Source organism: Terriglobus saanensis SP1PR4, assembly GCF_000179915.2.
Lineage (GTDB): Bacteria > Acidobacteriota > Terriglobia > Terriglobales > Acidobacteriaceae > Terriglobus > Terriglobus saanensis.
In genome coordinates, this window is sequence record NC_014963.1 from 3,103,421 (window position 1) to 3,128,167 (window position 24,747).

General features: G+C 57.9%; 17 protein-coding genes and 1 pseudogene. 6 read left to right on the plus strand and 12 right to left on the minus strand.

All coding sequences use genetic code 11. The annotated features are described in order from the left end of the window. Window position 1: 1 nt before the first annotated feature. Genes ACIPR4_RS12645 through ACIPR4_RS12670 form a run of 6 tightly spaced genes read right to left on the minus strand, consistent with a single transcriptional unit; the run spans window position 2 to window position 9,282 of the window. Window positions 2-1,396 carry a sensor histidine kinase gene (locus ACIPR4_RS12645; protein WP_013569052.1) on the minus strand — a complete coding sequence of 465 codons (1,395 nt, stop codon included), beginning with the start codon at window positions 1,394-1,396 and terminating at the stop codon, window positions 2-4. Beyond that, window positions 1,383-2,801 (minus strand): sigma-54-dependent transcriptional regulator, encoded by a 1,419-nt coding sequence (locus ACIPR4_RS12650; RefSeq protein WP_013569053.1) that lies wholly within the window; start codon window positions 2,799-2,801, stop codon window positions 1,383-1,385. Before ACIPR4_RS12650 ends, ACIPR4_RS12645 begins: the two co-directional genes overlap by 14 nt. 20 nt (window positions 2,802-2,821) lie before the next feature. Then, on the minus strand, window positions 2,822-4,744 hold the full coding sequence (locus tag ACIPR4_RS12655; protein ID WP_013569054.1) for a TolC family protein: 1,923 nt from the start codon (window positions 4,742-4,744) through the stop codon (window positions 2,822-2,824). Between the two features lie 2 nt (window positions 4,745-4,746). Next, window positions 4,747-7,293 carry an ABC transporter permease gene (locus tag ACIPR4_RS12660; RefSeq protein ID WP_013569055.1) on the minus strand — a complete coding sequence of 849 codons (2,547 nt, stop codon included), beginning with the start codon at window positions 7,291-7,293 and terminating at the stop codon, window positions 4,747-4,749. Continuing rightward, window positions 7,290-8,012, minus strand: a complete 723-nt coding sequence (locus ACIPR4_RS12665; protein ID WP_013569056.1) for an ABC transporter ATP-binding protein — start codon at window positions 8,010-8,012, stop codon at window positions 7,290-7,292. Before ACIPR4_RS12665 ends, ACIPR4_RS12660 begins: the two co-directional genes overlap by 4 nt. Before the next feature lie 10 nt (window positions 8,013-8,022). Continuing rightward, on the minus strand, window positions 8,023-9,282 hold the full coding sequence (locus ACIPR4_RS12670; protein WP_013569057.1) for an efflux RND transporter periplasmic adaptor subunit: 1,260 nt from the start codon (window positions 9,280-9,282) through the stop codon (window positions 8,023-8,025). Between the two features lie 241 nt (window positions 9,283-9,523). On the opposite strand from ACIPR4_RS12670, the gene ACIPR4_RS12675 reads away from it, so the two are divergent. From ACIPR4_RS12675 to ACIPR4_RS12695, 6 genes and pseudogenes are all read left to right on the plus strand, one after another. Next, window positions 9,524-9,874, plus strand: coding sequence for a PadR family transcriptional regulator (locus ACIPR4_RS12675; protein WP_013569058.1), 351 nt, complete (start codon window positions 9,524-9,526; stop codon window positions 9,872-9,874). A 3-nt stretch (window positions 9,875-9,877) separates the two neighbouring features. Next, window positions 9,878-12,541, plus strand: coding sequence for an ABC transporter permease (locus tag ACIPR4_RS12680; protein ID WP_013569059.1), 2,664 nt, complete (start codon window positions 9,878-9,880; stop codon window positions 12,539-12,541). A gap of 106 nt (window positions 12,542-12,647) precedes the next feature. Then, window positions 12,648-12,989, plus strand: coding sequence for a PadR family transcriptional regulator (locus tag ACIPR4_RS12685; RefSeq protein ID WP_013569060.1), 342 nt, complete (start codon window positions 12,648-12,650; stop codon window positions 12,987-12,989). A gap of 2 nt (window positions 12,990-12,991) precedes the next feature. Next, window positions 12,992-13,966 (plus strand): annotated as a pseudogene (locus ACIPR4_RS23125) (ABC transporter permease); the annotation flags it as partial. Between the two features lie 322 nt (window positions 13,967-14,288). Further along, window positions 14,289-15,734 (plus strand): FtsX-like permease family protein, encoded by a 1,446-nt coding sequence (locus ACIPR4_RS21690; RefSeq protein ID WP_245536322.1) that lies wholly within the window; start codon window positions 14,289-14,291, stop codon window positions 15,732-15,734. Between the two features lie 64 nt (window positions 15,735-15,798). Then, complete coding sequence (locus ACIPR4_RS12695) at window positions 15,799-17,106, plus strand: NCS2 family permease (protein WP_013569061.1); 1,308 nt, start codon at window positions 15,799-15,801, stop codon at window positions 17,104-17,106. 152 nt (window positions 17,107-17,258) lie between these two features. On the opposite strand, the gene ACIPR4_RS12700 is transcribed toward ACIPR4_RS12695, so the two are convergent. The 6 genes from ACIPR4_RS12700 to ACIPR4_RS12725 form a co-directional block, all read right to left on the minus strand. Then, window positions 17,259-18,206 (minus strand): thioredoxin domain-containing protein, encoded by a 948-nt coding sequence (locus tag ACIPR4_RS12700; RefSeq protein ID WP_013569062.1) that lies wholly within the window; start codon window positions 18,204-18,206, stop codon window positions 17,259-17,261. A 39-nt stretch (window positions 18,207-18,245) separates the two neighbouring features. Beyond that, on the minus strand, window positions 18,246-19,907 hold the full coding sequence (locus ACIPR4_RS12705; protein WP_013569063.1) for an NAD+ synthase: 1,662 nt from the start codon (window positions 19,905-19,907) through the stop codon (window positions 18,246-18,248). A gap of 32 nt (window positions 19,908-19,939) precedes the next feature. Further along, a complete protein-coding gene (locus ACIPR4_RS12710) occupies window positions 19,940-21,418 on the minus strand; it encodes a sugar transferase (RefSeq protein WP_245536323.1) in 1,479 nt (492 codons plus the stop codon). A 196-nt stretch (window positions 21,419-21,614) separates the two neighbouring features. Beyond that, window positions 21,615-22,637 carry an ABC transporter ATP-binding protein gene (locus ACIPR4_RS12715; RefSeq protein ID WP_013569065.1) on the minus strand — a complete coding sequence of 341 codons (1,023 nt, stop codon included), beginning with the start codon at window positions 22,635-22,637 and terminating at the stop codon, window positions 21,615-21,617. Next, a complete protein-coding gene (gene mobA / locus ACIPR4_RS21695) occupies window positions 22,630-23,310 on the minus strand; it encodes a molybdenum cofactor guanylyltransferase (protein WP_013569066.1) in 681 nt (226 codons plus the stop codon). The genes ACIPR4_RS12715 and mobA overlap by 8 nt, the downstream gene beginning before the upstream one ends. Continuing rightward, on the minus strand, window positions 23,310-24,683 hold the full coding sequence (locus ACIPR4_RS12725) for a dipeptidase (RefSeq protein ID WP_013569067.1): 1,374 nt from the start codon (window positions 24,681-24,683) through the stop codon (window positions 23,310-23,312). The genes mobA and ACIPR4_RS12725 overlap by 1 nt, the downstream gene beginning before the upstream one ends. Between the last annotated feature and the right edge of the window lie 64 nt (window positions 24,684-24,747).

Below are 24,747 nucleotides of genomic sequence, written 5' to 3' on the forward strand. Positions count from 1 at the left end.
ATCAGGAAGCGAAGGGTAAACGAACTTCGGCGCGGCAGCCCTTCTGTTCCCCTTCAAGATTAGTGAGACGCACGGTTCCCCCGTGCGCCTCAGCGATCTGCTGCGCCAGGACCAGCCCAATGCCGGAGCCGTTCGGCTTGGTTGTGTAAAACGGTACGAAGAGGTTCGTCGTGTTCGCGATACCCGATCCGTTGTCCGTAATCGTGAGCAGGACCTCGTCGGCATCGCGTTGCCACGCGAGCTCTACTCTCGGTGCTTCCCCGCGTGCAGGTGCAGCACCCAATGCAGAGTCGGCTGCATTTCGTATCAGGTTGATCAATGCCTGTTCGATCTGGTCCGCATCGATCAACAGGAAAACGCCCTCGCTTGCATGCGTGGAAACTTCAAGACGCCGCTCCAGCAGCGCCACCCGCTGCAGCAAGAGAGCAAGATCCGTCTCGGCACGTCGAGGTGCGGGCAGTCCCATGAGCTCGCGGTAAGCCTGTAGAAAACGGTTCAACGATTCGGCACGATCTTCGATAACTTCAAGACCTCGGGAGAAATCACCATCGGGATCGTCCACCTTGGAAGCATAGTGCGACCGCAGCGTTCCGGCGATAGACTTGATCGGTGTGAGCGAGTTATTGATCTCGTGCCCGAGCACGCGGATCAGTCTCTCCCAGGCAAGCCGCTCCTCATCCCGCAGAGCAGCGCTCACATCCGACAGGACGACCAACGTATGAGGAACTCCACGCAGACGGAAGTGGCTTCTCTTTACCACCCAGCGCGTTTGAGGTTGCGTAGCGACCGAGGACAACAACTCTCCATCGTTCGCCTGCAGGATCTTTCCAAGCGCCGGACTAACGGCGGGTTTTCCCAACGAGCTTGAATCCAGACCGAACGCACTCTCAGCAGCCGCATTCAGTAGCTTCAGATCCCCCGCAGGATCGAACGCAAAGACCGGCGACTGCATCGTCCCCATCACGATCTCCAGCAGCGCCATCGTCTCCAGTACACTCGTCTTCTGCCCTTGGAGTTGATTCGCCAGCGCGTTCACTTCAAGAGCAAGATCTCCAAGTGCATCATCCCTGCGGCCGCCGCGTGCTCGGAAAGAGTAGTCTTCTTCCCGCAGCGCTGCGACAACATTCGCCAGTGTCTGCAGAGGCAGCTTGATCTGGTCCATGAGGAACAGCACGGCAAGCCACCAGAAGATCACGACCAATGTGATGGCAACGCTGAGGCCCAACCACTGCAGACCCAGATCTCTCCCCACCAAAATGCAGAGCGCAAGCGCAGGTAGACTCAGTAAAAAGAGCGAAGCGCGCATCCGATTTTCAAAACTGCGGCGACGCGGCGATTTGCCCAGGGGAAGACGTGTGCGCGACGACGGCATCTGCCCGTCGTTATTGGAGTCCATACTTCTCTATACGCCGATACAGCGCGCCTCGGCTGAGACCGAGCGCCTCCGCCGCATGACTGACGTTGCCGTCGGCACGCGCCAGCGCCTTTCGCACCAGGATCGCTTCGACCTCTTCCAGACTCATGTGGTCGAGGCTCTGCGCCGCCGAACGTGGGGCCTGGATGCGGAGATCGGCGGCCTCAATGCGGTTGCCATGCGCCATCAACACTGCTCTCTCTACGGTATGGTCGAGCTCGCGCACATTGCCCGGCCATGCATACTGCACCAGCGTTTGCAACGCCGTGGGCTCAAATCCCGAGATCGATCTGCGATACCGCGCAATGTAACGCGAAAGAAAGTGCCCCGCAAGCAGCGGAATGTCTTCGCGACGATCGCGCAAGGGAGGCAGATGAATCTCCACAGTATTCAGTCGAAATAGAAGGTCTTCGCGGAAGCGGCCGTCTGCGCACTCTGCATGCAGGTCAGCGTTGGTCGCTGACAGCATGCGCACATCGACCTTGCGCGTTACGGAAGATCCGACACGTTCCAACTCGCCCGTCTCCAGCACGCGCAACAGCTTGGCCTGTTGCCGCATGGGAATGTTAGCGATCTCATCCAGGAACAACGTACTGCCACTGGCAAGTTCGAAGCGGCCAATGCGGTCCACACGCGCGTCTGTGAAAGCTCCTTTGACGTGCCCAAAGAGCTCACTCTCGAAGACGCCTTCCGAAAGCGCGCCCGTATTTACGGCAACAATGGGCCGATCGGCGCGTGAGGAGAGCCGGTGCAGCGTCTGCGCTACCACCTCTTTTCCCGTGCCGTGTTCACCTGTGATCAAAACATTCGCATTCGACGGGCCGATACGTGCCATCAGTTCCAGCACGGGTCGCATCGAGGGTGCGGAGGCGATCATCTCGTGTTCGCCCTGTGCGCGCAGAATTCTGTTCTCAGCCTCCAACCACTGTGAACGCTTTTGACTGCGATGAAGTTCCATCTGCGTACGTAATACATTCAGGAGGCGCGCATTCTCCCACGGCTTCTGAATGAAATCACCCGCGCCCAGGCGCACTGCTTCCACGGCAAGATCGATGTTGCCCCACGCCGTCATCACAACGATAGGAAGCTGTGCATCGATCGCCTTGATGCGCGAAAGCAGGTCCAAGCCTTCCCGCCCGGAGGTCGTATCCATCGTGTAATTCAGATCGATGAGGACACCGTCGAAGGTCTCGGAGGACAAAGCTTCGATGACGCGCGCTGGCGTTTTCACCATCTCCAACTCATAGCCCTCGGGTTTTAGAAGCAGACGAAGCGCCTCAAGAATCTGAGGTTGATCGTCCGCCACCAGAAGGCGGCACGGCGGTTCTTTCGCCGCATCCGCCCTGGATGGTCTTCGTTCTGTCTCGGGCTTACTGTCGGCTAACATCTTGTTCATCCTCGCAGCAGCTACTGGTTCGCCGCTATTCCGGTCTTTGCAGACTCGATGGAAATCGTGTTCGCTTCCAGCGTAGTCCCAAGAGCGCGGTCGAGCTCAATTTTAGCCTTCTCATAGGCCGTCATGGCAGCGACGAGCGCAGACTCCGCGATAGAGAGGTCCCGTCGAGCCGTGAGCGTCTGCAGGTTCGAGCCAGCCCCCAGTTCCTGTTCTTTCCCTGTGATCTCGAAGGTCTTCTGTGCCAAGTCGCGTGATTTGATGGCGGAAGTCACACGTGCCTGGCTCTGCGCTAACGCGTACTGCGCGTTGCGGACTTCAATGCGAATCTGCTTCTTCTGCTGCTGCAGGCGAATCTCTGATTGCCGCGTTTCCAGCTCCGCACGGTATTGGTCGGATTTGGCCACGCGATTCCGCAGAGGGATATTCATATTGAGCCCGACGTAGTAGTCCGGTGCAGTATTGTTGAAAGCGTTCCTTACCGCCCCGCCAAATCCCACCGGTGCGGTGGAGACGATGCTCGTGTTCGGGTTCTGGACGCCTGCAAGGCCCGTACCTCCGTAGTATCCGATCAGAGAAACCGTGGGCAGAAGCGCGTTGCGTGCCGCGTCGCGGCTGAGACGGCGGTTTTCCAGATCGATGTCCGACTCGCTCAGTTCAATGCGGTTTTTCAATGCCTGATCGATCAGCGCGACCGGATCGGGCGCGGGAGCGTCCGTGAGCGCCGTCGTCTTGTCCGTTGGGTGAACCGGGATGGCTTCAAGGATCGGGTCGTCGAGGTTCTTCGTCAAAGCGTTCTTGATCAGAAGCTCCTGGAACTGCAGCGTGGTCTTCGCAATGGTGACATCCTGCTCACGGTTGGCCACCTCGGCTTCATCCTTCATGACATCCATGGCGGGAATCGCCTGCAGGGCAAGCTGCTTTTGTCCGCTGTCCAGAGTTTGCCGCGCAAACTCAAGCGCACGCTCCTTCACTCCCTCATCCTCATAGGCCGCGACGAGGTCCCAGTACATGTTCGCGATCTGCGTGATCGTCGTCGCCACCTGAAGACGGAAGGCGGCATCCGAGATTCTCTGGTTGTTCTTCGCGATGCGAAGGAAGCGGAGATTGGGGCCGAGTCCGAATCCAGCAAGCAGCTGCTGCTGGAGCTGCACACTATAGTAGGTGGTCAACGACGGGTTCAGGAAGCTGGAAGAGCTGTTCGTCGTTTCCCTGTTGTTCTTGAACACCGCGGAGAAGGATGTTCCGGTGGGGAAAGCTTGTGAATAGCCAAAGTTGCCGTTCGTGTCGTTCAATTGCAGAGTCGGCGTGCCGTAGACGACCAGATTCGCAAGCGGTTGCGAGTAGTGCTCGTTGTTGATGCTTCCCGTGATCGTTGGATCATACGAAGACACATTGGTTCCCGCACCGAGCGTGGAGGACACGAGACCGTTCGCGCCCGAACCAGCACCACCTGCACCGCCCGACGTACCACCCGCGCCAGCGCCCGAAGAACCGGAACCGAAGCCGCCTACGCCGCCACCCGGTGTGTTCTGCACAACGCCCGTGTTAACACCACGGAAGGATCCGCCAGCCTGTGTGCGAAGGACGTCCGCGCTTGCAATGGGAATGTTGTAGCGCGAGATCGCAAGGTCAAGGTTGTTTTCCAAGGCAAGGGCGATCGCATCCTTGAGAGAAAGATCGAGGATCCCATTGTGAATCAATCCATCAATCCGAGGTGAGTTGGCCAGATTCGGCGCGGGCACCAGCGTCGCTCGATAGGTATTGATGGGATTATAGGAATGAGGAATGTCCAGCCGCAGCGCGGGTTTTTGTGCCGCGACCCGCACAGCCGGTGTTTCTACAACCGTTGTCTGTGAGGTCGTCTGTGTGGCAGGCGTCTGGGCTCCGGCGGTCAGAGTGATGCTGATGGCCGCGATTGAAAGTTTCTTCTTCATTCTTACTCCGTTCGCAGTGCGCGCATGGGATCGATGGAAGCGGCGCGGCGTGCCGGCAGCCATCCCGCTAAAAAGGCGGCCAGTGCGAGGGTGAATATGGCAGTGGAAAGGACGGCAGGATCGTAACTCTGGACCTGATACATCTGCGACTTGATGAACCGGACGCAGAGGAAGGTAAGCGGCAGACCGATGGCCAGCCCTAAACCCGCCTGCAGCATGGCGGATTGCAAGACCATGCGAACGACGGAAGCACGATTCGCGCCCAGCGCCATGCGAACGCCGATCTCCTGAGTACGCCGGGAGACCGAGTACGCCGTAACGCCGTACAGACCAATCGCCGCCAGCAGCAGGGCGAGAATACCGAAGAGCAAAGTAAGACGAGCGATGAGCCTCTCCTGCGTAAAGCGGCCTTGAACCTGATCTCCAAAGGTCTGGAACCGGACCACGGTGAAGTTGGGATTGATGCTCGCAAGCGTCCTGCGCGTGATGGACTCTAAGCCCTCGATCGGCCCCTCTGTCGCAAGCACGATCGCACCGGCGTAGAGTGCCGTGTCTTTCTCTATGGGCTTATCCGCGCTGCTGGCGTCCCGCTGCACAATCGGCATGAAGCACATCGGCCGCGTAGGTCTGCGGGGGTTGTTGTAATTTGTATCTTCCACCACGCCGACAATCTCCCAATCGCCTGACGATTTCATTCCGCGGCTGCCGAAGTGTTGCCCGATGGGCTCCTTGTCCTTCAGAAATTTCTGGACGAAGGTTTGATTGACGAGAGCAACGCCGGGCGCAGTGGAGGTATCACGGTCCGTAATGCCGCGTCCCCTGACCACGTGCGTACCAATCGCATCGAAGTATTCGGGCGTTGCCCTGACGTAGGAGGCAATGCTGTCCGCGTCCTCAGCCGGGACAGGCTGTCCCTGGATCTGCCAGCTTTTATTCCAGTTATTTCCTTCGAGCGGCGTGTACGTTGAGATGCCAACATACTTCACACCCGGAATCCCGTGGAAGCGCTCCTCAATCGTCCGATAAAGAGCTTCCACTTGCGTCGTCTTGAATCCCGCAGCCTGCGGACTAATATGGACGATATACCGGTTCGCTGTGGTGAGCTTGAAGTCCTGGTGCTCCAGTTTGTTGAGACTCTGCGAGAGGAGACCGGCACCGACAAGGAGAACAAGCGAAAGCGCGGCCTGCAGCACCACGAGGGTGCGCTGCAGAATCGAAGAACCTGCTGCCGTGGTACGTGTGGAACCGCGCAGGGCATCGGCAGGCTCTGCATACGATGTAATCCATGCCGGAATAGCGCCGAAGAGGACTCCTGTCACGAGCGCAAGTCCGCAGGCGATCCCAAGCACCTCAGCAGAGGGCGTTGCATGAATGGGAACGTTCTCCGCTCCAGGAAAAGCGAGCGCTAGCAGCATCCGCGTTCCAAAATACGCAACCATCAGACCAACGACGCTCCCTATAAGGGCGAGAACAAAACTTTCGGTAAGCAACTGAACCATCATTCTGGTGCGTGCGGCACCGAGCGCCGTACGTATGGAAATCTCCGCACGACGAGCCATGCCACGCACCAGTAGAAGGTTCGCGATGTTCGCACAGGCAATCAACAGCACCATGCCGGAGATCCCGATGAGAAGATGCAAACCCGATCCATACTCCTGCTGAAGAGTCTGGATGCCTGCTCCACCCTCGGTCAGCACAATATGGGCCTTGGGTAGAACCTTCTTTCCAAACTCCGTCGTGTAATCGGGATTGTTTGTAAGAACGTTGCGCAGCTGGCCACTGAGCTTCTCCTGCAATGTGGCGTTAGAGATCCCCGGCTTTACCCGGCCGATGAGGTAGAGCCAGCGAACCGCTGGATTATGCACAAACTGTGCGTTCGCCAGCACCGGCATGTGGGTGATCGGAATAAAAAAATCAGGGGGGTTAGGCGTCAGGCGATCTCCATAGAAACCCGGCGTCGCCACACCCACTACCGTGACAGGATACGAGTTGATCCAGAACGCACTTCCAATGACGGACGGATCTCCCGCGTAATCGCGCTGCCAAGCGTCGTAGCTTATCACCGCCGCGGGCGCGGCCCCCTCCACGTCATCCGATGGTGCCAGCAGACGCCCCTGGTTCGGCTGCAGACCGAATGTGCGGAAGTAGTTACCAGAGACAAATTCTCCCACGGACGACCTGGCCAGTGAGTGAGTTCCAGTGCCACGTACCGTGAGAGACCCGGACCCAGCCTGAACCGCTGCAAGCTCTTCAAACTCCGGCGAGTTCTGCTTCAACGACTCATACGTATCCAGCGCGAAGATGGAGTTATCTCCGTCCCCTATGATTCCCCCATTGACGCAGCAGTCATCGTTATCTCCAAGACGCACGAGCGACTTGGGGTCCGCCACGGGCAGGTTTTTCAGCAACACGGCGTGCACGACCGTGAGGATTGCGGAGTTCGCGCCGATGCCGAGCGCGAGCGTCAGCACCGCCGTGAGCGTAAAGCCCGGAGACTTACGCAGCTGGCGCAAAGCGTAGCGAACGTCCGCAATCAGGGTCGAAATCATGCCTGCACCTCAGCCAGCAAACGGTTCAGTTCCCCCTCCGCAACGACCTTGCCGTCGAAGAGATGGACCTGCCGTTCGGCATGAGCAGCAAAGCGAGGATCGTGCGTCACCATGCAGATGGTTGCGCCTTCAGCATGAAGCTCCGCAAGCAGCGTCATCACGGCTTCGCCGTTCTTCGAATCGAGGTTACCCGTCGGTTCATCCGCCAGCAGAATCGAAGGCGATCCCGCGAGGGCGCGCGCCACAGCCACACGCTGCTGCTGACCTCCAGAGAGTTGTGCCGGAAAGTGCCGCATCCGATGCGCCATGTTCACGCGCTCCAGCGCCTCCTGTACACGGCGCTTCCGCTCCGTCGCTGGCATCCCAGCGCGGTACGTCAAAGGCAGCTCAACGTTCTCCGCAACAGAAAGATCGCCGATCAGGTTGAAGCTCTGAAAGATGAAGCCAATCTCCTGGTTACGGATGCGGGAACGATCAGCAAAGTTTAGATTCGCTACTTCTTTGCCGTTCAACGTGTAACGTCCAGCGGTGGGTGTATCGAGAAGACCGATGATCGAAAGCAGCGTCGACTTGCCGCAGCCCGAGGGCCCGGACATGGCAACGTACTCGCCGCGTGCAATGTTGAGGTGGATCCCAGAGAGTGCGTGCGTCTCAATCTCGTCCGTATAGAAAACCTTCGTCATGCCCTCGATCTGGATCACTGAATCAGTTATACTCATGCTCTTCTCCTTATTCCAGGCGGATCTTATCTGTGTTGTCCCATCGGCTCATGTCGGACAGGATGACGGTATCGCCGTCCTGCAAACCTTCCACGACCTGAATGCTGTTGACGGAGGCGCGGCCCACTTTCACCGGAACGCGAATCGCCGTCTTTCCATCAGTTCCCAGCTTGAAGAGCGTGATGGTGCTGTTCTCATTGCCCGATGCCGGTCGACCGACATAGAGCACATCCGTCAGCCTGTCGAGATTGATCGTTCCATCCACGCTCAGGTCAGGTCGGGCGCCCTGCGGCAGAGCGCCAGCTAGTTCTACGTCAACTGTCACCGTTCCGTTCAATACTGCGGGATCAATTCTCGAAACTTTTCCTTCGATCACGCCGTTGTGGGTATCCACCTCGGCCGGCTGGCCGATCTGGATGTCGCGCGCCTGGGTTTCGGGAATCTTCAAACTGGCCTTCAACTGGTCCAGCTGGACCACCTTCGCCAGCGTCGTTCCCGGAGCAACGTGCTCTCCCACCTGGTGCGGCAGCTCCGACAGAACGCCGCTGATCCCGGCACGCACTGTAAGAGCCTCGAGCTGCTTTTGCTTGAGGCCAAGCAGCGCCTGTGCCTGCTGTACCTTCGTCTGCTGCACGGCCAGCTGCGTCTCGATGGCCTTTTCATTCAGCGTGAGGCGTTGACCTTCAATGCCATTGCGCGTGGTGAGTTCGTCGGCTTTGCCTTTGGAAGCGCTATAAGTGAGACCGCTGATCACTCCCAGGTCATAGAGCGACTTATCGGTCTTGGCCTGTAGCTGCGCCTGCGAATGGTCCGCACCCACGGTAGCGGCCGCAGCCTTCTGCGTCATCAGGTCGCTCTGCAACTTCGCGCGAGTGTTCACGTAGTCTGCCTGCGCCCCCTTGACCTGCAACTGCGCATCCAGCAGCTCCTGCTGCACCTGCGGGTCAACCAGCTCCATCAGCACCGTGTCCGGCTCTACCTTCGCACCAGGCAGCACGCGAATGCGAACGACGGTAGCTTCTGTCTCTGCCGGGATAAGGCGGATCTTGTCTTCGCGCGGCACCAGCGTGCCTGGTCCACGCACCTGTCGAAGCAAAGCGCCGCGCTTGACGGTGTCGGTCCAAATCGTGGCTCGCTCTACGGTGGGGGAAGCGGGCTTCAACCGAAGCACGATCACGGTGATGATTGCGAGCACAACCACTGCCGCAATCACGTACACGCGTTGCCGCTGTGTCTTTTTTTGTTTCAGGTCTGGTCGTGAGATATCCATCGCTATCTATAGTTGCAGCCAGAGTGCCAAAGATTCCCTCGCCGAATCAATCACTTGCAGACACCCTTGATCCGGACGGTGGCCGTTTCAAAGAATGTGTGTCCATTTGCGGACACTTACAAATCACGTACTTAAAAACTTTTGATAGCTCCTGGAACTTTTTTCATGACATCTTCGTTTCCTGTGGTGCAACCACACGTAAGTGTGTCATGTTGATGTGGGCACACCACAGGAGAGAACGATGGCAGACCAAAAGCTGGACCTATTGCAAGGAACGTTGGACCTGATGGTTTTGCAGACACTGGAGACAATGGGCACACTGCACGGATACGGAATCGCCCGACGCATCGAGCAGGTGAGCGGCGACGAAGTCCTGCTCAACCAGGGCACCATCTACGCCTCTCTCGTGAGACTGCAACAGCAGGAGCGAATCTCCGCCGAGTGGGGCACCTCCGACAACAATCGCAAGGCGAAGTTCTACGCCATCACCCGCAAAGGGAAGAAACAACTTCAACAGGACACCGCCTACTGGGGACGCCTTACTGGCGTGATGAACCGCGTACTCGCCATGCAGGCAGAAGGGAGTGAATAACTCATGGACACCCTCCGTTACGCCCTCCATCGCCTCGCCTCTTTCTTCCGCAAAAAACCGCTCGATCAAGATCTCGATGCCGAGATGGCCTCACACCTTGAGTTCGCCGTCGAGGAAAACATCCAGCGCGGCCTCACACACCAAGAGGCCCGCCGCCAGGCGCTCATTCGCTTCGGTGGAGTCGAACAAGCCAAACAGCACCATAGGGAGACACGTGGTATGCCTTCACTCGACATTCTTCTCCAGGACCTACGCTTCGCCTTTCGCACCCTCAAAAAGGATCGCGTCTTTACCATCGTCGCCATCCTCCTCCTCGCGCTTGGAATCGGCGCGAACGTCACGGTCTTCAGCGTCGTAGACACACTTCTCCTGCGCCCGCTTCCCTTCACCGCTCCGGATCGCCTCGTCTGGATGGAACAGGCTGACGCTAAGGGACTCTCCGGTGCAACCTACTCCGTGGACGCCTTCGAAGAGTTCCGCCAGCAGAACCACTCCTTTGAAGACGTCACCGCATACATGCCGTTCTATGGCACCAACGACTACAAACTCACGGGACACGGCTTGCCCCAACCCGTCTCCGGCGTCGGGGTCGCAGGTAATTTTTTCCAACTCCTCGGAGTGAAGCCCGCGTTCGGTCGCTTCTTCACAGAGAAAGAGAGCATTCCCGGCAGTGCTCCATTGGTTGTTCTAAGCAATGCCTACTGGCACAGCCAGTTCGCCGCAGACCCCAACATCGTGGGACAGGCCATCACCCTCAACGACAAGCCAGTCACCATCGCAGGCGTCATGCCCGAAAGCTTCGACTTCGGCGCGGTCTTCGATCCGGGCATGAAGATGGACATCCTTCTGCCCCAGGTCATGGACAACATTCGAGGCGACGGGAACGTTCTTTCATTCATTGGACGATTGAAGCCAGGCGCAACCCTGTCTGCAGCCCAGGCGGAGTGGAATCTGATCGGTCCACGCCTGCATCACAACGCACATAACCCCGAGTGGAGCATCGGGTATACCGCGACCCTCAGCGGCCTGAAAGACCATGTCAGCGGAAAGTTGCGCCGCTCGCTTATCGTCCTTTGGTCGGCGGTGGGAATGGTACTCCTGATCGTCTGCGTCAATCTTGCGAACCTCCTCCTTGCCCGCGAAGCGACACGGAAGAAAGAGTTCGCGCTTCGCAGCGCTCTTGGAGCGGGACGTGGACGCCTGGTTCGCCAGATGGTGACGGAGAGCCTCGTCCTCGCCTTCTCCGGCTCCATCTTCGGGCTGGCCCTCGCATATGGAACCACTACATGGCTTGCACACCAGGGTTCCATCGCTCTTCCCCTCCTCAGCAGTGTGCGCGTGGACACCGTCGCGCTCGCCTGGGCTTTCTTCCTCACCATCATGGCGGCGATCTTCTTCGGTCTGGTTCCCGCCTTGCGCTCCACGCGCAGCAACCTGCAGGAAGCTTTGAAAGAGAGCGGTCGCGGCGCGGGAGAAGGCCGCAAACAGGAGCGCATGCGCTCCGTTCTCGTGATCAGCGAGGTAGCTTTGGCCTGTGTTCTCCTCGTCTGCGCCGGTCTACTCCTTCGCAGCTTTCTGCATGTTCTGGACGTCGATCTTGGCTTCCAGCCCAGCAGGGCCGGATCTCTGCGGGCAGAATACAAGCTGGGCAACATTCAGGGTTTGACGACAGCGATGGCCTACCAAAGACAAGGTGCCGCCATTCAGGCGATAGTGGAACAGGTGAAGAATCTTCCCGGTGTGGAAGCCGCCGGAATAAGCGACATGCTTCCCCTGGATCGCAATCGTACCTGGGGCTTCTCCCCCAAGGGAAGCGAATACCGAAAGGGGGAGCATCACCCCGGAACCTTCGTATACATCGCAACTCCTGGATATCTGCAGGCCATGGGAATTCATCTTCGCGAGGGACGCGATCTGAGCTGGAGCGATCGCGCAGAGACGCAACAAGTCGTTGTCATCAACAGCGCTGCTGCTAAAAAATATTGGCCCGGTGAGAGCGCCATAGGAAAGACTGTGACGGTCGGTGGCGAAAGGACCGTCATCGGCGTTGTGGACGATGTCCGTGAGACCGGTGTGGAAACCGCCGCCGCCTTCGAATCCTACATGCCCGTCACCCAGGCGGGAGCGGTCGGCGCGGAGCTTGTCGTCCGTTCGAAGCTTCCGCCGGAGGTTCTTGCGCCAAGCATCATGAAGGCCCTCCGACAGATCAATCCGGACCAGCCTGAGGTCGCATTCCGTCCCATCCAGGCCCTCGTCGACCGGTCCACCTCGCCCCGCCGCTTCTTCATGATCCTCGTGGCTGCCTTCGCCGGTCTCGGGCTAGTGCTTGCCTCCCTGGGCATCTATGGCGTCATCTCTTACTCTGTCACGCAACGAACGCAGGAGATCGGTATCCGCATGGCGCTCGGAGCCTCTCTGCAGAAAGTACGCGGCGACGTCATGGCCTCCACGCTGAAGCTCGTCGGCTTCGGCGTAGTCGTGGGAAGTATCGCCGCGCTGCTTGCAGCCAACGGCATCTCCTCGCTTCTCTACGGCACGGAACCAGGGGACCCAAGAATCTACTTTGGCGTTCTGGTTCTCCTGCTCAGCGTCGCCGCATTGGCTGGCTATCTCCCCGCGCGTAGGGCCTCACGCATCGATCCCATGGTGGCGCTGCGAAACGAATAGTTCCACCAATTTGTCCACGGGGATCTCCCGTGGACAAATCTTCTCCTTGACAGTCTAGGAGAGCGGCTTTATCTTTCCTCCTAGACCTTCTAGGAGAGTGGCGACTATGCCGGATCCAATGGACCTCATGCAGGGCACGCTGGACATGCTGATCCTCAAAGCTGTCTCGCTCGGCCCACTTCACGGCTATGGTGTGCTTCTTCGCATTCAACAGATCTCTGGAGAACAGCTCGCGATTCAACAAGGCTCCCTTTACCCGGCCCTCTTTCGGCTGGAGCACAGCGGCCTGCTCGCTTCGGAGTGGGGCGAGTCAGAGAACAAGCGCAAGGCGAAGTTTTACAGCCTGACCTCCGCGGGAAGGAAACAGCTACGCACCGAAACCGTGCGCTGGAACCGCATGGCCGAACTCATGGCCGGCATCCTAAGCACCACCGCCGAGGAGCTCTAGCCATGGCCATCCTCGCGCGCCTTCGCTCTTTCAAACGCTCTCTCCTGCATCGCAATCAACGCGAAAGAGAGCTCTCCGACGAACTCGCATTCCACCTTGAAGCTCGCGCTGCAGACCTCGAACGCGAAGGTCTCTCTGCAAGGGAAGCCGCCCGCCGAGCGCGCCTCGAATTCGGAACCCTCGAAACACATAAGGACAACGTCCGCGCCTCGCTTGGTCTGCGTCTCCTCGACGAGCTCTACGCCGATCTGCGCTATGCCATGCGGATGCTCCGCCGCAGCCCCGGCTTCACTGCGGTCGCCATCGGCTCGCTTGCACTCGGCATAGGTGCGAACACGATCATCTTTTCTCTGGCAAAAAACGCCCTGCTGGATCGACTCGCGGTGCCACAACCTCAGCAACTGCGCATCCTCACGCTCTTCAGTTCGGGGAACACCCCCATCCACTCCTCGTGGGGCACGAACTACAACACGAAAGACACACTTGAAACGACCTCGTTCTCTTACCCTGTCTATCAACTCCTCCGTCAACAAAACCTTGAACATCCGGCCCTGCAGGATCTCTTCGCCTTCAAACGTCTTCGCGAGCGCGATTTCACTTTCACCGTCTCTGGACAGACAGAGATGGTCTCAGGGCAGATCGTCTCAGGAAACTTATATCAGCAGCTCGGTGTGCGCCCGACACTCGGTCGTCCTCTTCTACCCTCCGACGATAGGCCCCCTGGGGCTGGTCCTGTCATCACAATCAGCGATGGCCTTTGGAAACGTGTCTTCGGCCGCTCTCCGGATGCGATCGGCAAGGTGGTCCAACTCAACTTCATTCCAGTCACAATTGTTGGCGTCAACCCGCCTGACTTCACTGGGGCAGCAAGCGTCCAGAATGCACCTGACATCTTCTTCACTTTCGCGATGCAGCCTCTTCTTCTACCTCAACAGCCAAAAGCTTCGATCCTGCAAAATAAGGACTTCTGGTGGGTACAGATCATGGGACGCGCACGGGCGGGTGCCTCTCCCGAGACCGTGAATGCGGCGCTGCAAGTCTGGCTGGAGCAGGACATCCGTGCCACCCTTCCTATCAAGCAAGGGGACAAAATGCCCACCGTCCTTGCGAAAGATGGGAGCCAGGGGATGGCAGAATCCGTTCGCACGTTCAAAGACCCTATGATCGTCCTTCTCTCCTTGACGGGACTTGTGCTTCTGCTCGCCTGCGCCAACATGGCCAATCTCTTACTCGCACGATCTGCGGCCCGCCAACGCGAGGTCGCAGTTCGCATGGCGCTTGGAGCAAGTCGCGCGGGTCATGCGACAGTTACTTACAGAGAGTCTTCTCATCTCCTGCTTCGGAGGTGCAACGGGTTTTGCCCTCGGATATCTGGGCCGCGAGGTGATTCCACATCTTTATTCGTCGCCATGGCGTCCACCTTCCCTGCACTCCGACTTCGACCATCGCATCTTCCTCTTCGCGCTCACCGTCTCCCTTGGCACAGGCCTCCTCTTTGGGCTTGCGCCTGCGCTTCAACTTACACGCCAGGACGTGAACACCGGGCTGAAGGACACCTCCGGATCGACCACCCGCCGCAGGAAAGGCCTGGCAGGTTCAGGCCTGATTACCTTGCAGGTCGCCCTCTCTGTGCTTCTCGTCATAGGCGCAGGCCTCTTCTCTCGAACGCTGATCAACCTCAACCGAAATCACCTCGGCTTTGATCCCCAGGGCATTCTTTTATTCACCCTGCAAGCACCCGCATCCCACTTTCCCGGAGAGGAGGCTATCAGTCTGCATCAACGGATGGAAGCGAGTCTCCGCCTCGTACCCGGAGTTTCTTCTGTCACGCTCTCAATGAGCCCTATCCTGGCGCACTATTCATCCACGGTTAACTTTCAGCCTTCAGAACAGGAGAAGCGTGACGAAAAAAACGACGGCATACACAACAACACCGTCGGCCAGAGCTTCTTCGAGACGTACCGCATTCCTCTTCTCTATGGAAGATCGTTTACCTCGACGGACACGGCATCGTCTCCACCCGTCGCCGTCATCAATCAGGCCCTCGCGCGCAGGTTCTATCCCAACCTGAATCCTGTGGGCAAAACCTTTCACAACCCGGAGAAGAATGCTGCTCCCATCCAGATCATCGGCGTCGTCTCGGATGCCCTCTACGAAGAACTCCAGGGCACACCGCCTCCGACGTTCTACCTCTATTACCCGCAGGTCAAGTTTCAGGAGCAAATGACGTTCGTGGTGAAGACCTCGCGGCGTCCCGAAGATCTGCTTCCCGCCATCCGCCGTGCGGTCGCAGACGTCGATCGCGACCTCCCTCTCCTCGATGTGCGGACGCAGCAGGAGCAGATTAACGACTCCATCGCGCAGGAACGTCTCTTCGCTCTCCTCACCGTCTCCTTCGGAATCCTTGCGCTTATCCTCGCCTGCATCGGCATCTACGGCGTCATGGCCTACAACGTCGCGCGCCGCGTCAACGAGATCGGCATCCGCATCGCTCTGGGAGCGCGACCCAGCGAAGTGCGCAATATGGTTCTCCGCGAAAGTTCGTGGATGGCCCTTATAGGAATCGCCGTCGGCCTTGCTACTTCTTTCTGGCTGACTCGCTTCGTCAAAAGCATGCTCTATGAGTTGCAACCTACAGACCCGGCTATTTTTATCGGCGCGGCCCTGCTTCTTCTCTTCGTGAGTCTCTCCTCGGCCTACGGCCCCGCACGCCGTGCCGTCCGCATCGATCCCATGGAGGCCTAAGGCAGGAATAAAAACGGTAAGAATGTATCCTCTTCTAAACAGAACCCTTCTCTGAGGACCTCTCTTGCTCGCACGCGCCGAACGCTACTTCGAGTTTTCACGCCTCGGCACCACATGGCGAACAGAAATCCTCGCCGGTCTGACCACCTTCATCACGATGGCGTACATCGTCTTCGTGAATCCCGCGATCCTCTCCAAAACCGGTATGCCGATTGCAGCCGTCACGGCAGCAACCTGTCTGTGCGCGGGTCTCGGATCGATCCTCATGGGCGTCATCGCACGCTATCCCATCGCGCTCGCCCCGGGCATGGGACTGAACGCATACTTCACCTATACGGTCTGCCTGAAGATGCACATCCCCTGGCAGACCGCCCTCGGCGCAGTCTTTCTCTCCGGTGTGATCTTTCTTTTGCTTACCTTGGGAGGTATCCGGCAACTGCTCGTGGAAGCCATCCCCCGCGAACTGCACGCCGCGGTTGCAGGAGGCGTGGGACTCTTCATCGCGTTCATCGGCCTGACCGAAGCAGGCATCATCGTCAAAGACCCGAACACCGCCGTAACTCTCGGCAATCTAAAATCTCCCGACACCGCACTCGCTCTCTTCGGGCTGCTCCTCATCGCGCTGCTGCAGATCTTTCGCGTGCGTGCCTCGATCCTGATCGGCATCATGGGGACCATGTTGACGGGCTTCGTAATTGGCCGCGTTCACTGGACGCCGACGCATTACCGCCTCTCCGGCATCACAGCAACGGCTTTCAAACTCGACATCCGCGGCGCATTACACGTCGGCGCCTTCGAGATCATCTTCGTCTTTCTCTTCGTCGATCTCTTCGACAACATCGGAACACTGGTCGCGGTCTCGAAGAAAGCTGGCCTGATCACCGAAGACGCACGCATCCCCCGCCTCTCACGCATCTTCTTCGCCGACGCCACGGCGACCATCGCTGGATCTCTGGCAGGCACCAGCACCGTCTGTTCTTATATCGAGTCTTCAGCCGGAGTCGCAGCAGGCGGAAGAAGCGGTGTCCCGGCGATTGTAACGGGCCTCTGCTTCCTAGTCTCACTCTTCTTAGCACCGCTCGTCGGCGCAATCCCCTCGTCCGCAACCGCACCAGCGCTCATCATCGTGGGCGCGCTCATGCTTGGATCGATCTCAGAAATTGAGTGGACCGATCCGCTGATCGCCTTCCCTGCATTCCTCACGCTGGTCATGATCCCACTCACGTACTCCATCGCAAGTGGCCTGGGCATGGGCATCGCCAGCTACGCTTTGCTCCGCCTTCTCAGTGGCCGAGCGAAGCGCAAGGAGTGGCTCCTCTATCTCCTGGCAGCCATGTTCATCCTGCGCTTCGTCTACTTGGGCACAAGCTAAAGCTGCGAAAAAATGGAACCGAGGAGTGCCCCATTCTTTCGCAGCTTCATCGCGAAAGGGTGGGGTAGGTTCATCGCAGATATCCATACGCACCCATTCTTGTCATTCCGTAGCGGAGCGCAGGAATCCGCTTCTGCTCCTCAATCACCAACCTATTTAAGCGCGATACCATCCTGCGTAGCCTGAAAAACAATAATCTGCTTCAGCGTCTCATAAGGAATCGAACCAATCGGCAGAAGGTGCCCATTGACCGAAAGCATCGGAGTCTCCATCACGCCGGCATCGTTCGCCAGCGCAATCTGAGTTTCGATCCGCTTCTTGGCCGCAGGCGTCGCCGCACACGCGGCAATCGCAGCAGGATCCTGGCCCGCTTTCGTCACAGCATTCTTGAGCGTAGCTTCCCCGGCTTCAGGATTGAGCGCCTCCTGATGGTCGAAGACATCTTTCAGATAGACATAGAACGCAGACGGGCTCTTGTCTGCGATGCAATTGCCATACGAAGCCGCCTGCGCCGCGAAGGGATGAATCTCGGTCAGAGGAAAGTTCTGATAGACAACGCGAGCCTTCGGAAAGTCCCGAACCAGGTCGTCCATCGTCGCCTGCGCGTCTTTGCAGTGCGGGCACTGCATGTCGGCGAACTCAACCAGAAGCAACTCCTTACCCGCTGCGCCACGTGCGGGCCCGTCAGCGCGCGCCGTCAGCATTGCGCGCGTCGCAGCGAAGGGCTTCTCGCCAAAGTCGAAGACAGCATCCGAAATAGCGTGCTTACCATCCGGTGTCACAAAGAACTGCATCGTCTGCACCTTCGCTCCCGGACTCGGATCGGTCACAAAGACCGTAACCTTCGCAATATTCGGTGCCGCGGTCTTCTGGATCGCCATCACCCGATAGATGCGGTTGACATCGTATCCCCAGATCGCTTTCAGAAAGGCATTCACCGTATCGACCGTAGGCGTAGACGCATCGAAGAAGCGCGGATTTGCAGCGGGAAGCGGGTCCGCAGGCGCGGCGGCAGCCGGGGCCTGTGCCAGAACAGAGGCAGCAGAGAGGGTACAAAAGAAAAAAAGGCGTGCAGCTGCTTTCATAACGAACGACGGCATAGTAATTCCCTCTCGCGCTGATAGAACGATGCGCATGGCTTAGATCTGAACTTTTGCAGCAATCGGAAATCTTCTTCCCGGACCGAACGACTTTTGCGTAACTTTGAGAACCGGGGCCGCCTGCTGACGCTTGTACTCGCTGCGTTCGATGAGTTGCACTACATGGCGAACGAGCTCTGCGTTGACGCCCTGCGTCTCCGCAATCTGCCCCACCGATTCATAACGCTCCACGTAAGCTTCCACAATCGGATCCAGTACTTCATACGGCGGCAGAGAATCCGTGTCCTTCTGGTCTGGGCGGAGTTCGGCCGACGGAGGCTTGGTCAACGTATCGGCGGGTATAACCGCGCGCTTGCGGTTGGCGTAACGCGCCAGATCGTAGACACGCATCTTCACCACGTCGCCAATGACCGCCAGCGCGCCCACCATATCTCCATAAAGCGTGCAGTACCCAACGGCCATTTCGCTCTTATTGCCCGTGGTCAAAACCAGCGCGCCCGTCTTATTCGAAAGTGCCATCAGCAGGGTGCCACGGATACGTGGTTGCAGGTTCTCTTCTGCTAAACCAAAAGGCGTGCCTTGAAATGAGGGTGCCAGAGCCAGCGTAAAGCTGTCGTAAATCGAACGAATCGCAAAGAGGTCGAACGCAATACCGAGGTTCTCCGCGAGAGCGCGCGCGTCCTCCACCGAACCGCTGGAGGAGTACTCGCTCGGCATGCCGATCCCCTTCACGTTCTCCGCACCCAGAGCATCCACAGCGATCGCAGCGACGACCGCCGAGTCAATGCCTCCGCTCAGCCCCACAATCGCTTTTTTGAAACCGCACTTCCGCACATAGTCCCGCGTACCCAAAACAAGCGCATCCCAAAGCTGCGCCGTATCGTCAGCCTCAGCGGTGGAGTCCACGCGCTCCGCCGAAGAAGTATCAAAGAGAATCAGATCTTCTTCGAAGGACTTCGCCTGCGCCAGCAAACGACCATCAGGAGCCACGGCGAAGGAGCTACCGTCAAAGACCAGGCTATCGTTGCCGCCCACCTGGTTCACCATGGCCACCACCGCGCCATACCTCTGCGCCAAGGCGGCGAGCATCTTCCGCCGCGTCGTCAGCTTCCCACGCCAGAAAGGCGATGCGGAAATATTCAGCAGAAGTCTGGGTGCATTGCCCTCTTCGGCGCTGCTCATTAGGCGTTCGATTGGATCCGAGGCATACAGCCGATTCGGCCAGAACCCCTTGTCGTTCCATGCATCTTCGCAGATGGAAATCGCCACGTTGACGCCATTGATCTCAATTAAAGACTGCGACACTGCTGGTTCAAAGTACCTCTGCTCGTCGAAGACATCGTAGAAGGGCAGCAGCATCTTCTGCTGAATAAAGCTCACCTTGCCACGCTGACACAAAGCCGCAACATTACGCGCCGTTTTCCCCGGCACGGCACCCGAGTGGAGAACCGATCCGCAAAGGATTGCCAGACCATTCTTCTCCGTCGAGGCAGCCACCTGCGCAAGGGCCTCCTGCGCGGCTTCAAGAAAAGTCTTCTTCTCAATCAGATCAGCGGGAGGGTAGCCGCATACAGCGAGCTCCGGGAAGATCACCAGCTCAGCGCCAAGTCGGCTTGCCCGCAGCGCAAAATCCAGGATCACGGAAACATTTCCGGCGAAATCGCCTACAGTTGGATTGATCTGCGCCAGCGCAATCTTCACTCAGTCAGTGTATCGCGGCCAAGCTTGCCAAATTAAGTCCCCGTACCACCGAAGACGACGCTGACTGTCCGCAGCAGGATCTTCAAGTCCAGCCACAGGCTCCAGTTTTCGACATAAGCCGTGTCGAGAGAAATATAGCTATCGAAGGATGGATCCTGACGCGCCTCAACCTGCCAGAGGCCCGTCAGGCCGGGCAGAACATCCAGACGGCGGAGATGATCCAGAGCATACTGCTCCACCTCAGCAGCCATGGGTGGACGTGGTCCGACCAGGCTCATATCGCCCCGCACAATGTTCCAAAGCTGCGGCAGCTCGTCGAGAGAGTACTTCCGCAGAAAGCGACCTACTCGCGTCACGCGAGGATCGTTGCTCATCTTGAAGAGAACGCCATCCCGTTCGTTTTGGCCTGCAAGCTGCGCCTTCAGAGCATCGGCATTCTGCACCATCGTCCGAAATTTGAAGCAGTTGAAGCTCCGTCCTTTACGGCCAATGCGCTTCGCGCTGTAAAAGATCGGTCCTTTGGAATCCAGAGCGACCACCGCAGCCAGGATGAGAAACAAGGGCGCGAGGAACACGAGACCCACAAGCGAAATGGCCAAGTCGAGCATCCGCTTCAGCATGAACGAACCGATAGGGAACTCGCCGCGATGGAGTGGAATCGTGGGAAACTGCCCGACGTATTCGACGGGCGCATTCCACGCCAGACCGTCGTAGAGATCTGGAATCACGCGAACGTCGATCTTGAAGGTCCGAGCCTCTTCCACCAGTCTGATCACCTGGGCGCGCTCCGCAGGAACGGAAAAGAAGATCTCGTCCACGAAAAGTCCGCGAGCAAGCGAAAGACAGTTGGGAAGATCGCCAATCACGTCGGGATCGCCGGAGTTGCTCTCCTGCTCATTGAGACCGATGAAGCCTCGGAAGCGAAAACCCAGATGCCGCCGCGATTCCAGATGATTGCGCAAGGCGCGCGCAACACTTCCAGAGCCCACGATCAGAATATTACGGGTATCAATGCCCTCACGGTAGCGGGCATAGACCATGCTGCGCCAGATGGCTCGACGCACGCAGAGGATGATCATCGTGAAGATGATCGTCAGCAGTACAACCATCCGCGATTCCATCTGTGCGCGCGTAAGAAAAAGCGTGCCGCAAAGAAGAAGCCCGGCAACCGCAGTCGCCTGCAGCGTCATGCGCTGCTCATGCAAACCGCTTCGTCCCTCAATAGAACCATAGAGGCCATAGGAATGGCTAAAAAATACGAGGCAGACGGCAAACCAGCCCATCGAGAGCGCAAACATGCGCACGCCGCCCGCAACAATCACGGTCAAAGATCCGGCATGATCTCGAACCATGACCGTCCTGTAACGCAGGGCAAGATAGGCAGCAAAAACCGCCGTCAAAACATCCAGAGCAGCCCACGCCATCCCTGTGATCGACAGCTTCCAGTTTTCGTTTGAGGCATGCCCCTTGGCGCGCTGCAGGGAACCTGCACGCCCTTCCCCAGATATCAAGCGACCTTCGGCATATTCTGAGATAAGTTTTTCCTTGGACTCAGTGAGGGACACAACGCGTTTTCACCCGTTGTGTCGAAATTTTTCCATGAAGCCGGCGCGCAGAGAATTGCAATCAAAGAAGCAAAATAAAGGCAATACTTTCATCCTCAAGTGTATCCGAGAAGCCTTGAGATTCTTGAGATTCTGGCCCTTTTCAAACCGGAAGTACCAGGTCATCTAAATCTAAAAATTCTTGCACAATCGGGTCTTTGGACTTCCGCATCTCTTCCATCGTCCCAAAGAACACGGCCTTGCCTTCGTGCAAAAAGAAGATGCGATCAGCGAGCTTCTCCGCGAGCCGCATATCGTGCGTCACGACGATGCTCGTAAGGTGAAGCTGATCTTTCAGACGCATGATGAGGTTTCCAAGCAGGTGCGCCATCAGGGGATCCACCATCGTCGTCGGTTCGTCGTAAAGCACCGCCTCGGGTTGGGAGGCCAGCGCACGGGCGATCGCCACAGAGCGCTTCATACCGGTCGAAAGGTCCGAGGGCAGAAGGTCGTCCATACCGGCGACTCCCACCATTTCTAGCAGCCCCTTCACGATCTGTCGCATCTGTTCTTCGTCTAACTCGCCTTTTTCCCGAAGTGGGAAGGCCACATTCTCACCAACGGTAATGGAGTCAAACAAAGCCCCATTCTGAAAAACCATGGTGACTTTCTTCCGAATCTCCTGCATCTGCTTCTCGTTGAAGGCACAGATGTCTTCTCCGGCGACGCGGATCCTGCCGCTGTCGGCTTTCAAAAAACCCATAAGCATCTGCAACGAAACAGATTTGCCCACACCTGAACGACCCAGGATGCAGAGCGTCTCGCCAGGCTTCACAAAGAAGCTCACGCCCTCCAACACCTTCAAATCGCCGAAGGCCTTGGAGACATCCTCAAAGGAGATATACGGCGCCACCTCGACGTTATTATCCTGGGCGGCAATCTCCTCCGCTGCGGCCTCATTTTGTTCAGCGGCCACGGCCATGAACTCTTCCACCGCAGGCGCAACATCTTCGGAAACATCCGACGTGAGCGACGACTCGGCCTCCGGAATCCCTTTCGTCTCATTATCGGAGCGAATTTCGGGGTCCAAGGAGACGTCCGCCAGCTTTTCCGCAGGAGTGTGAGTATCCACTTGGCTCCGCTTTTCTACATTCTGCTTTTCTATCTCTTCATTTGGATCAGTCATGGTTATCTCTATAGGATGCGGTTTGGCTCACTTTGTCTCTACTTGCGGCAGAAGCAGGCCTTATGCCCGACTCCATGCATTGGAACTCTTCTGGAGTATTGGCGTTGGCGAACCACTCTGCAAGTTCGTCAGAGGATACTACTCGGCGAAGCAGCGTAGAAACCTCAGCCTCCTCCAGCCTCTGAGCAGTCGCCGAAGCGGCATCGGTCAAAGCAGTTCTTAGCCTGAATCGTCCCGCAGCGATGGAAGCTTGAATCGACTCCAACGCGCTTTTATGCAGCAGGAGGGGTAGTGGATGCCACTTGCCTTCGATTGAAAGAATGGAAGCGACCATTCCCTCACTGCAAGCCTCACGGACCCAGGCGCTCAATAGCTCTTCAGGAAGCAACGGTGTATCGACCGGAAGAAATAAATTCCAATCGAACGTGGTCTTAGCCAACGCGGCCTCAATCCCTCCCAGAGGACCGCATTCCCCGTGTAGATCCATCACCGCTTCTGCCAGGCCCTGCGTACGAGAAGGATCGGGCCCGCACAGGACAGCGACATTCCCGCAAACCTCGCGCGTCTTCTCTACCGCGATCTCCAACAGCGAGCGGCCATGGAGCTTCAGCATGGACTTGTCTTGCCCCATGCGTGAACTGGCCCCGCCCGCGAGTACGAATCCCCCGACCATCAGGCCACATTCTGAAAGAAACGGATGATGGACTGGATGCCGTCGTGGAAATTTTGAAGATGGAATTTTTCGTTCGGAGCGTGCAGATTGTCATCCGGTAGGCCAAAGCCCATCATGAGCGTCGGGATTTTGAGATGACGCTCAAAGTCGCCGACAATCGGGATTGACCCTCCCGAGCGCACAAACACCGTGTCTTTTCCGAAAACCGACTGCATCGCGTCCGTTGCCGCACGAACGTATGGATTATCGGTGCTGATCACAATGGGATCGCCGGAGTGAATCAACCGAACCTCAACAGAAACACCCTTGGGCACAAGCGAGAGCACGTAATCCCTGAACCGCTCGAAGCTCTTCTGCGGCATCATGTCGGGCACCAACCGCATCGAAACCTTCGCGACTGCCTTCGCCGGGATAACCGTCTTTGCTCCTGCGCCAATAAACCCACCCGGCATCCCGTGTACTTCGAGCGTCGGTCTGGCCCACGTGCGCTCCAGGACACTGAATCCCGGCTCGCCGGTCAGGTCAGACGAACCTACTTCCGTTTCGCGGTAGTGCTCTTCGTCGAACGGAAGCGACTTCCACGCCTTGAGCTCATCTTCTGTAGGGGCCTGAAGTTCGTCGGCAAAATGCGGAATCAGGATTCTGCCGTCGGCATCTTTAAGTTGCGCGATGATCTGCGTCAGGGCAAAGAACGGGTTCGGCGCAGCACCGCCATACATGCCGGAATGCAGGTCGGTCCGCGCGCCACGGACTTCGATCTCGGTATAAATCATGCCGCGCAGGCCGACACAGAGCGTGGGCAGGCCGGGCGCAAACATCTCGGTATCGCTCACCAGAGCCACATCCGATTGCAGCGCATCCCCATGCTCCTTGACGAACGCGGCAATGCCCTCCCCTCCGACCTCTTCTTCGCCTTCGACGATGACCCGTACGTTAGCCGGAAGAACGCCGCCATGCGCCGTCAGGAGAGACTCCAGCGCCTTCACGTGCATCCACATCTGTCCCTTGTCGTCGACCGCTCCGCGCGCGTAAAGATTGCCATCACGCTCGGTGGGTTCAAAGGGAGGAGAGATCCATTCCTCCAAGGGCTCTGCGGGCTGCACATCGTAGTGTCCGTAGCAGAGCACCGTCGGCTTCCCGACAGCGTGGAGATGGTCCGCATAAACCAAAGGATGCCCATCCGTCTCGATCAGACGCACATGGTCCATGCCGATCCGCTTCAACTCCGCCGCGACGAACTCCGCCGCTCGGCGAACATCATCTTTATGCTCAGGCGACGTCGAAACAGAAGGAATCCGCAGTAACGCCTTCAACTCGTCGACGAATCGCGCGCCATTCTCTGTTGCAAACTCAAGTGCGCTGTTATTGCTCATCGTTACCGTCCCATGCAAACTTCTAATCTTGATTGCGGCGCACCATGTAAGACGCCGACAATCT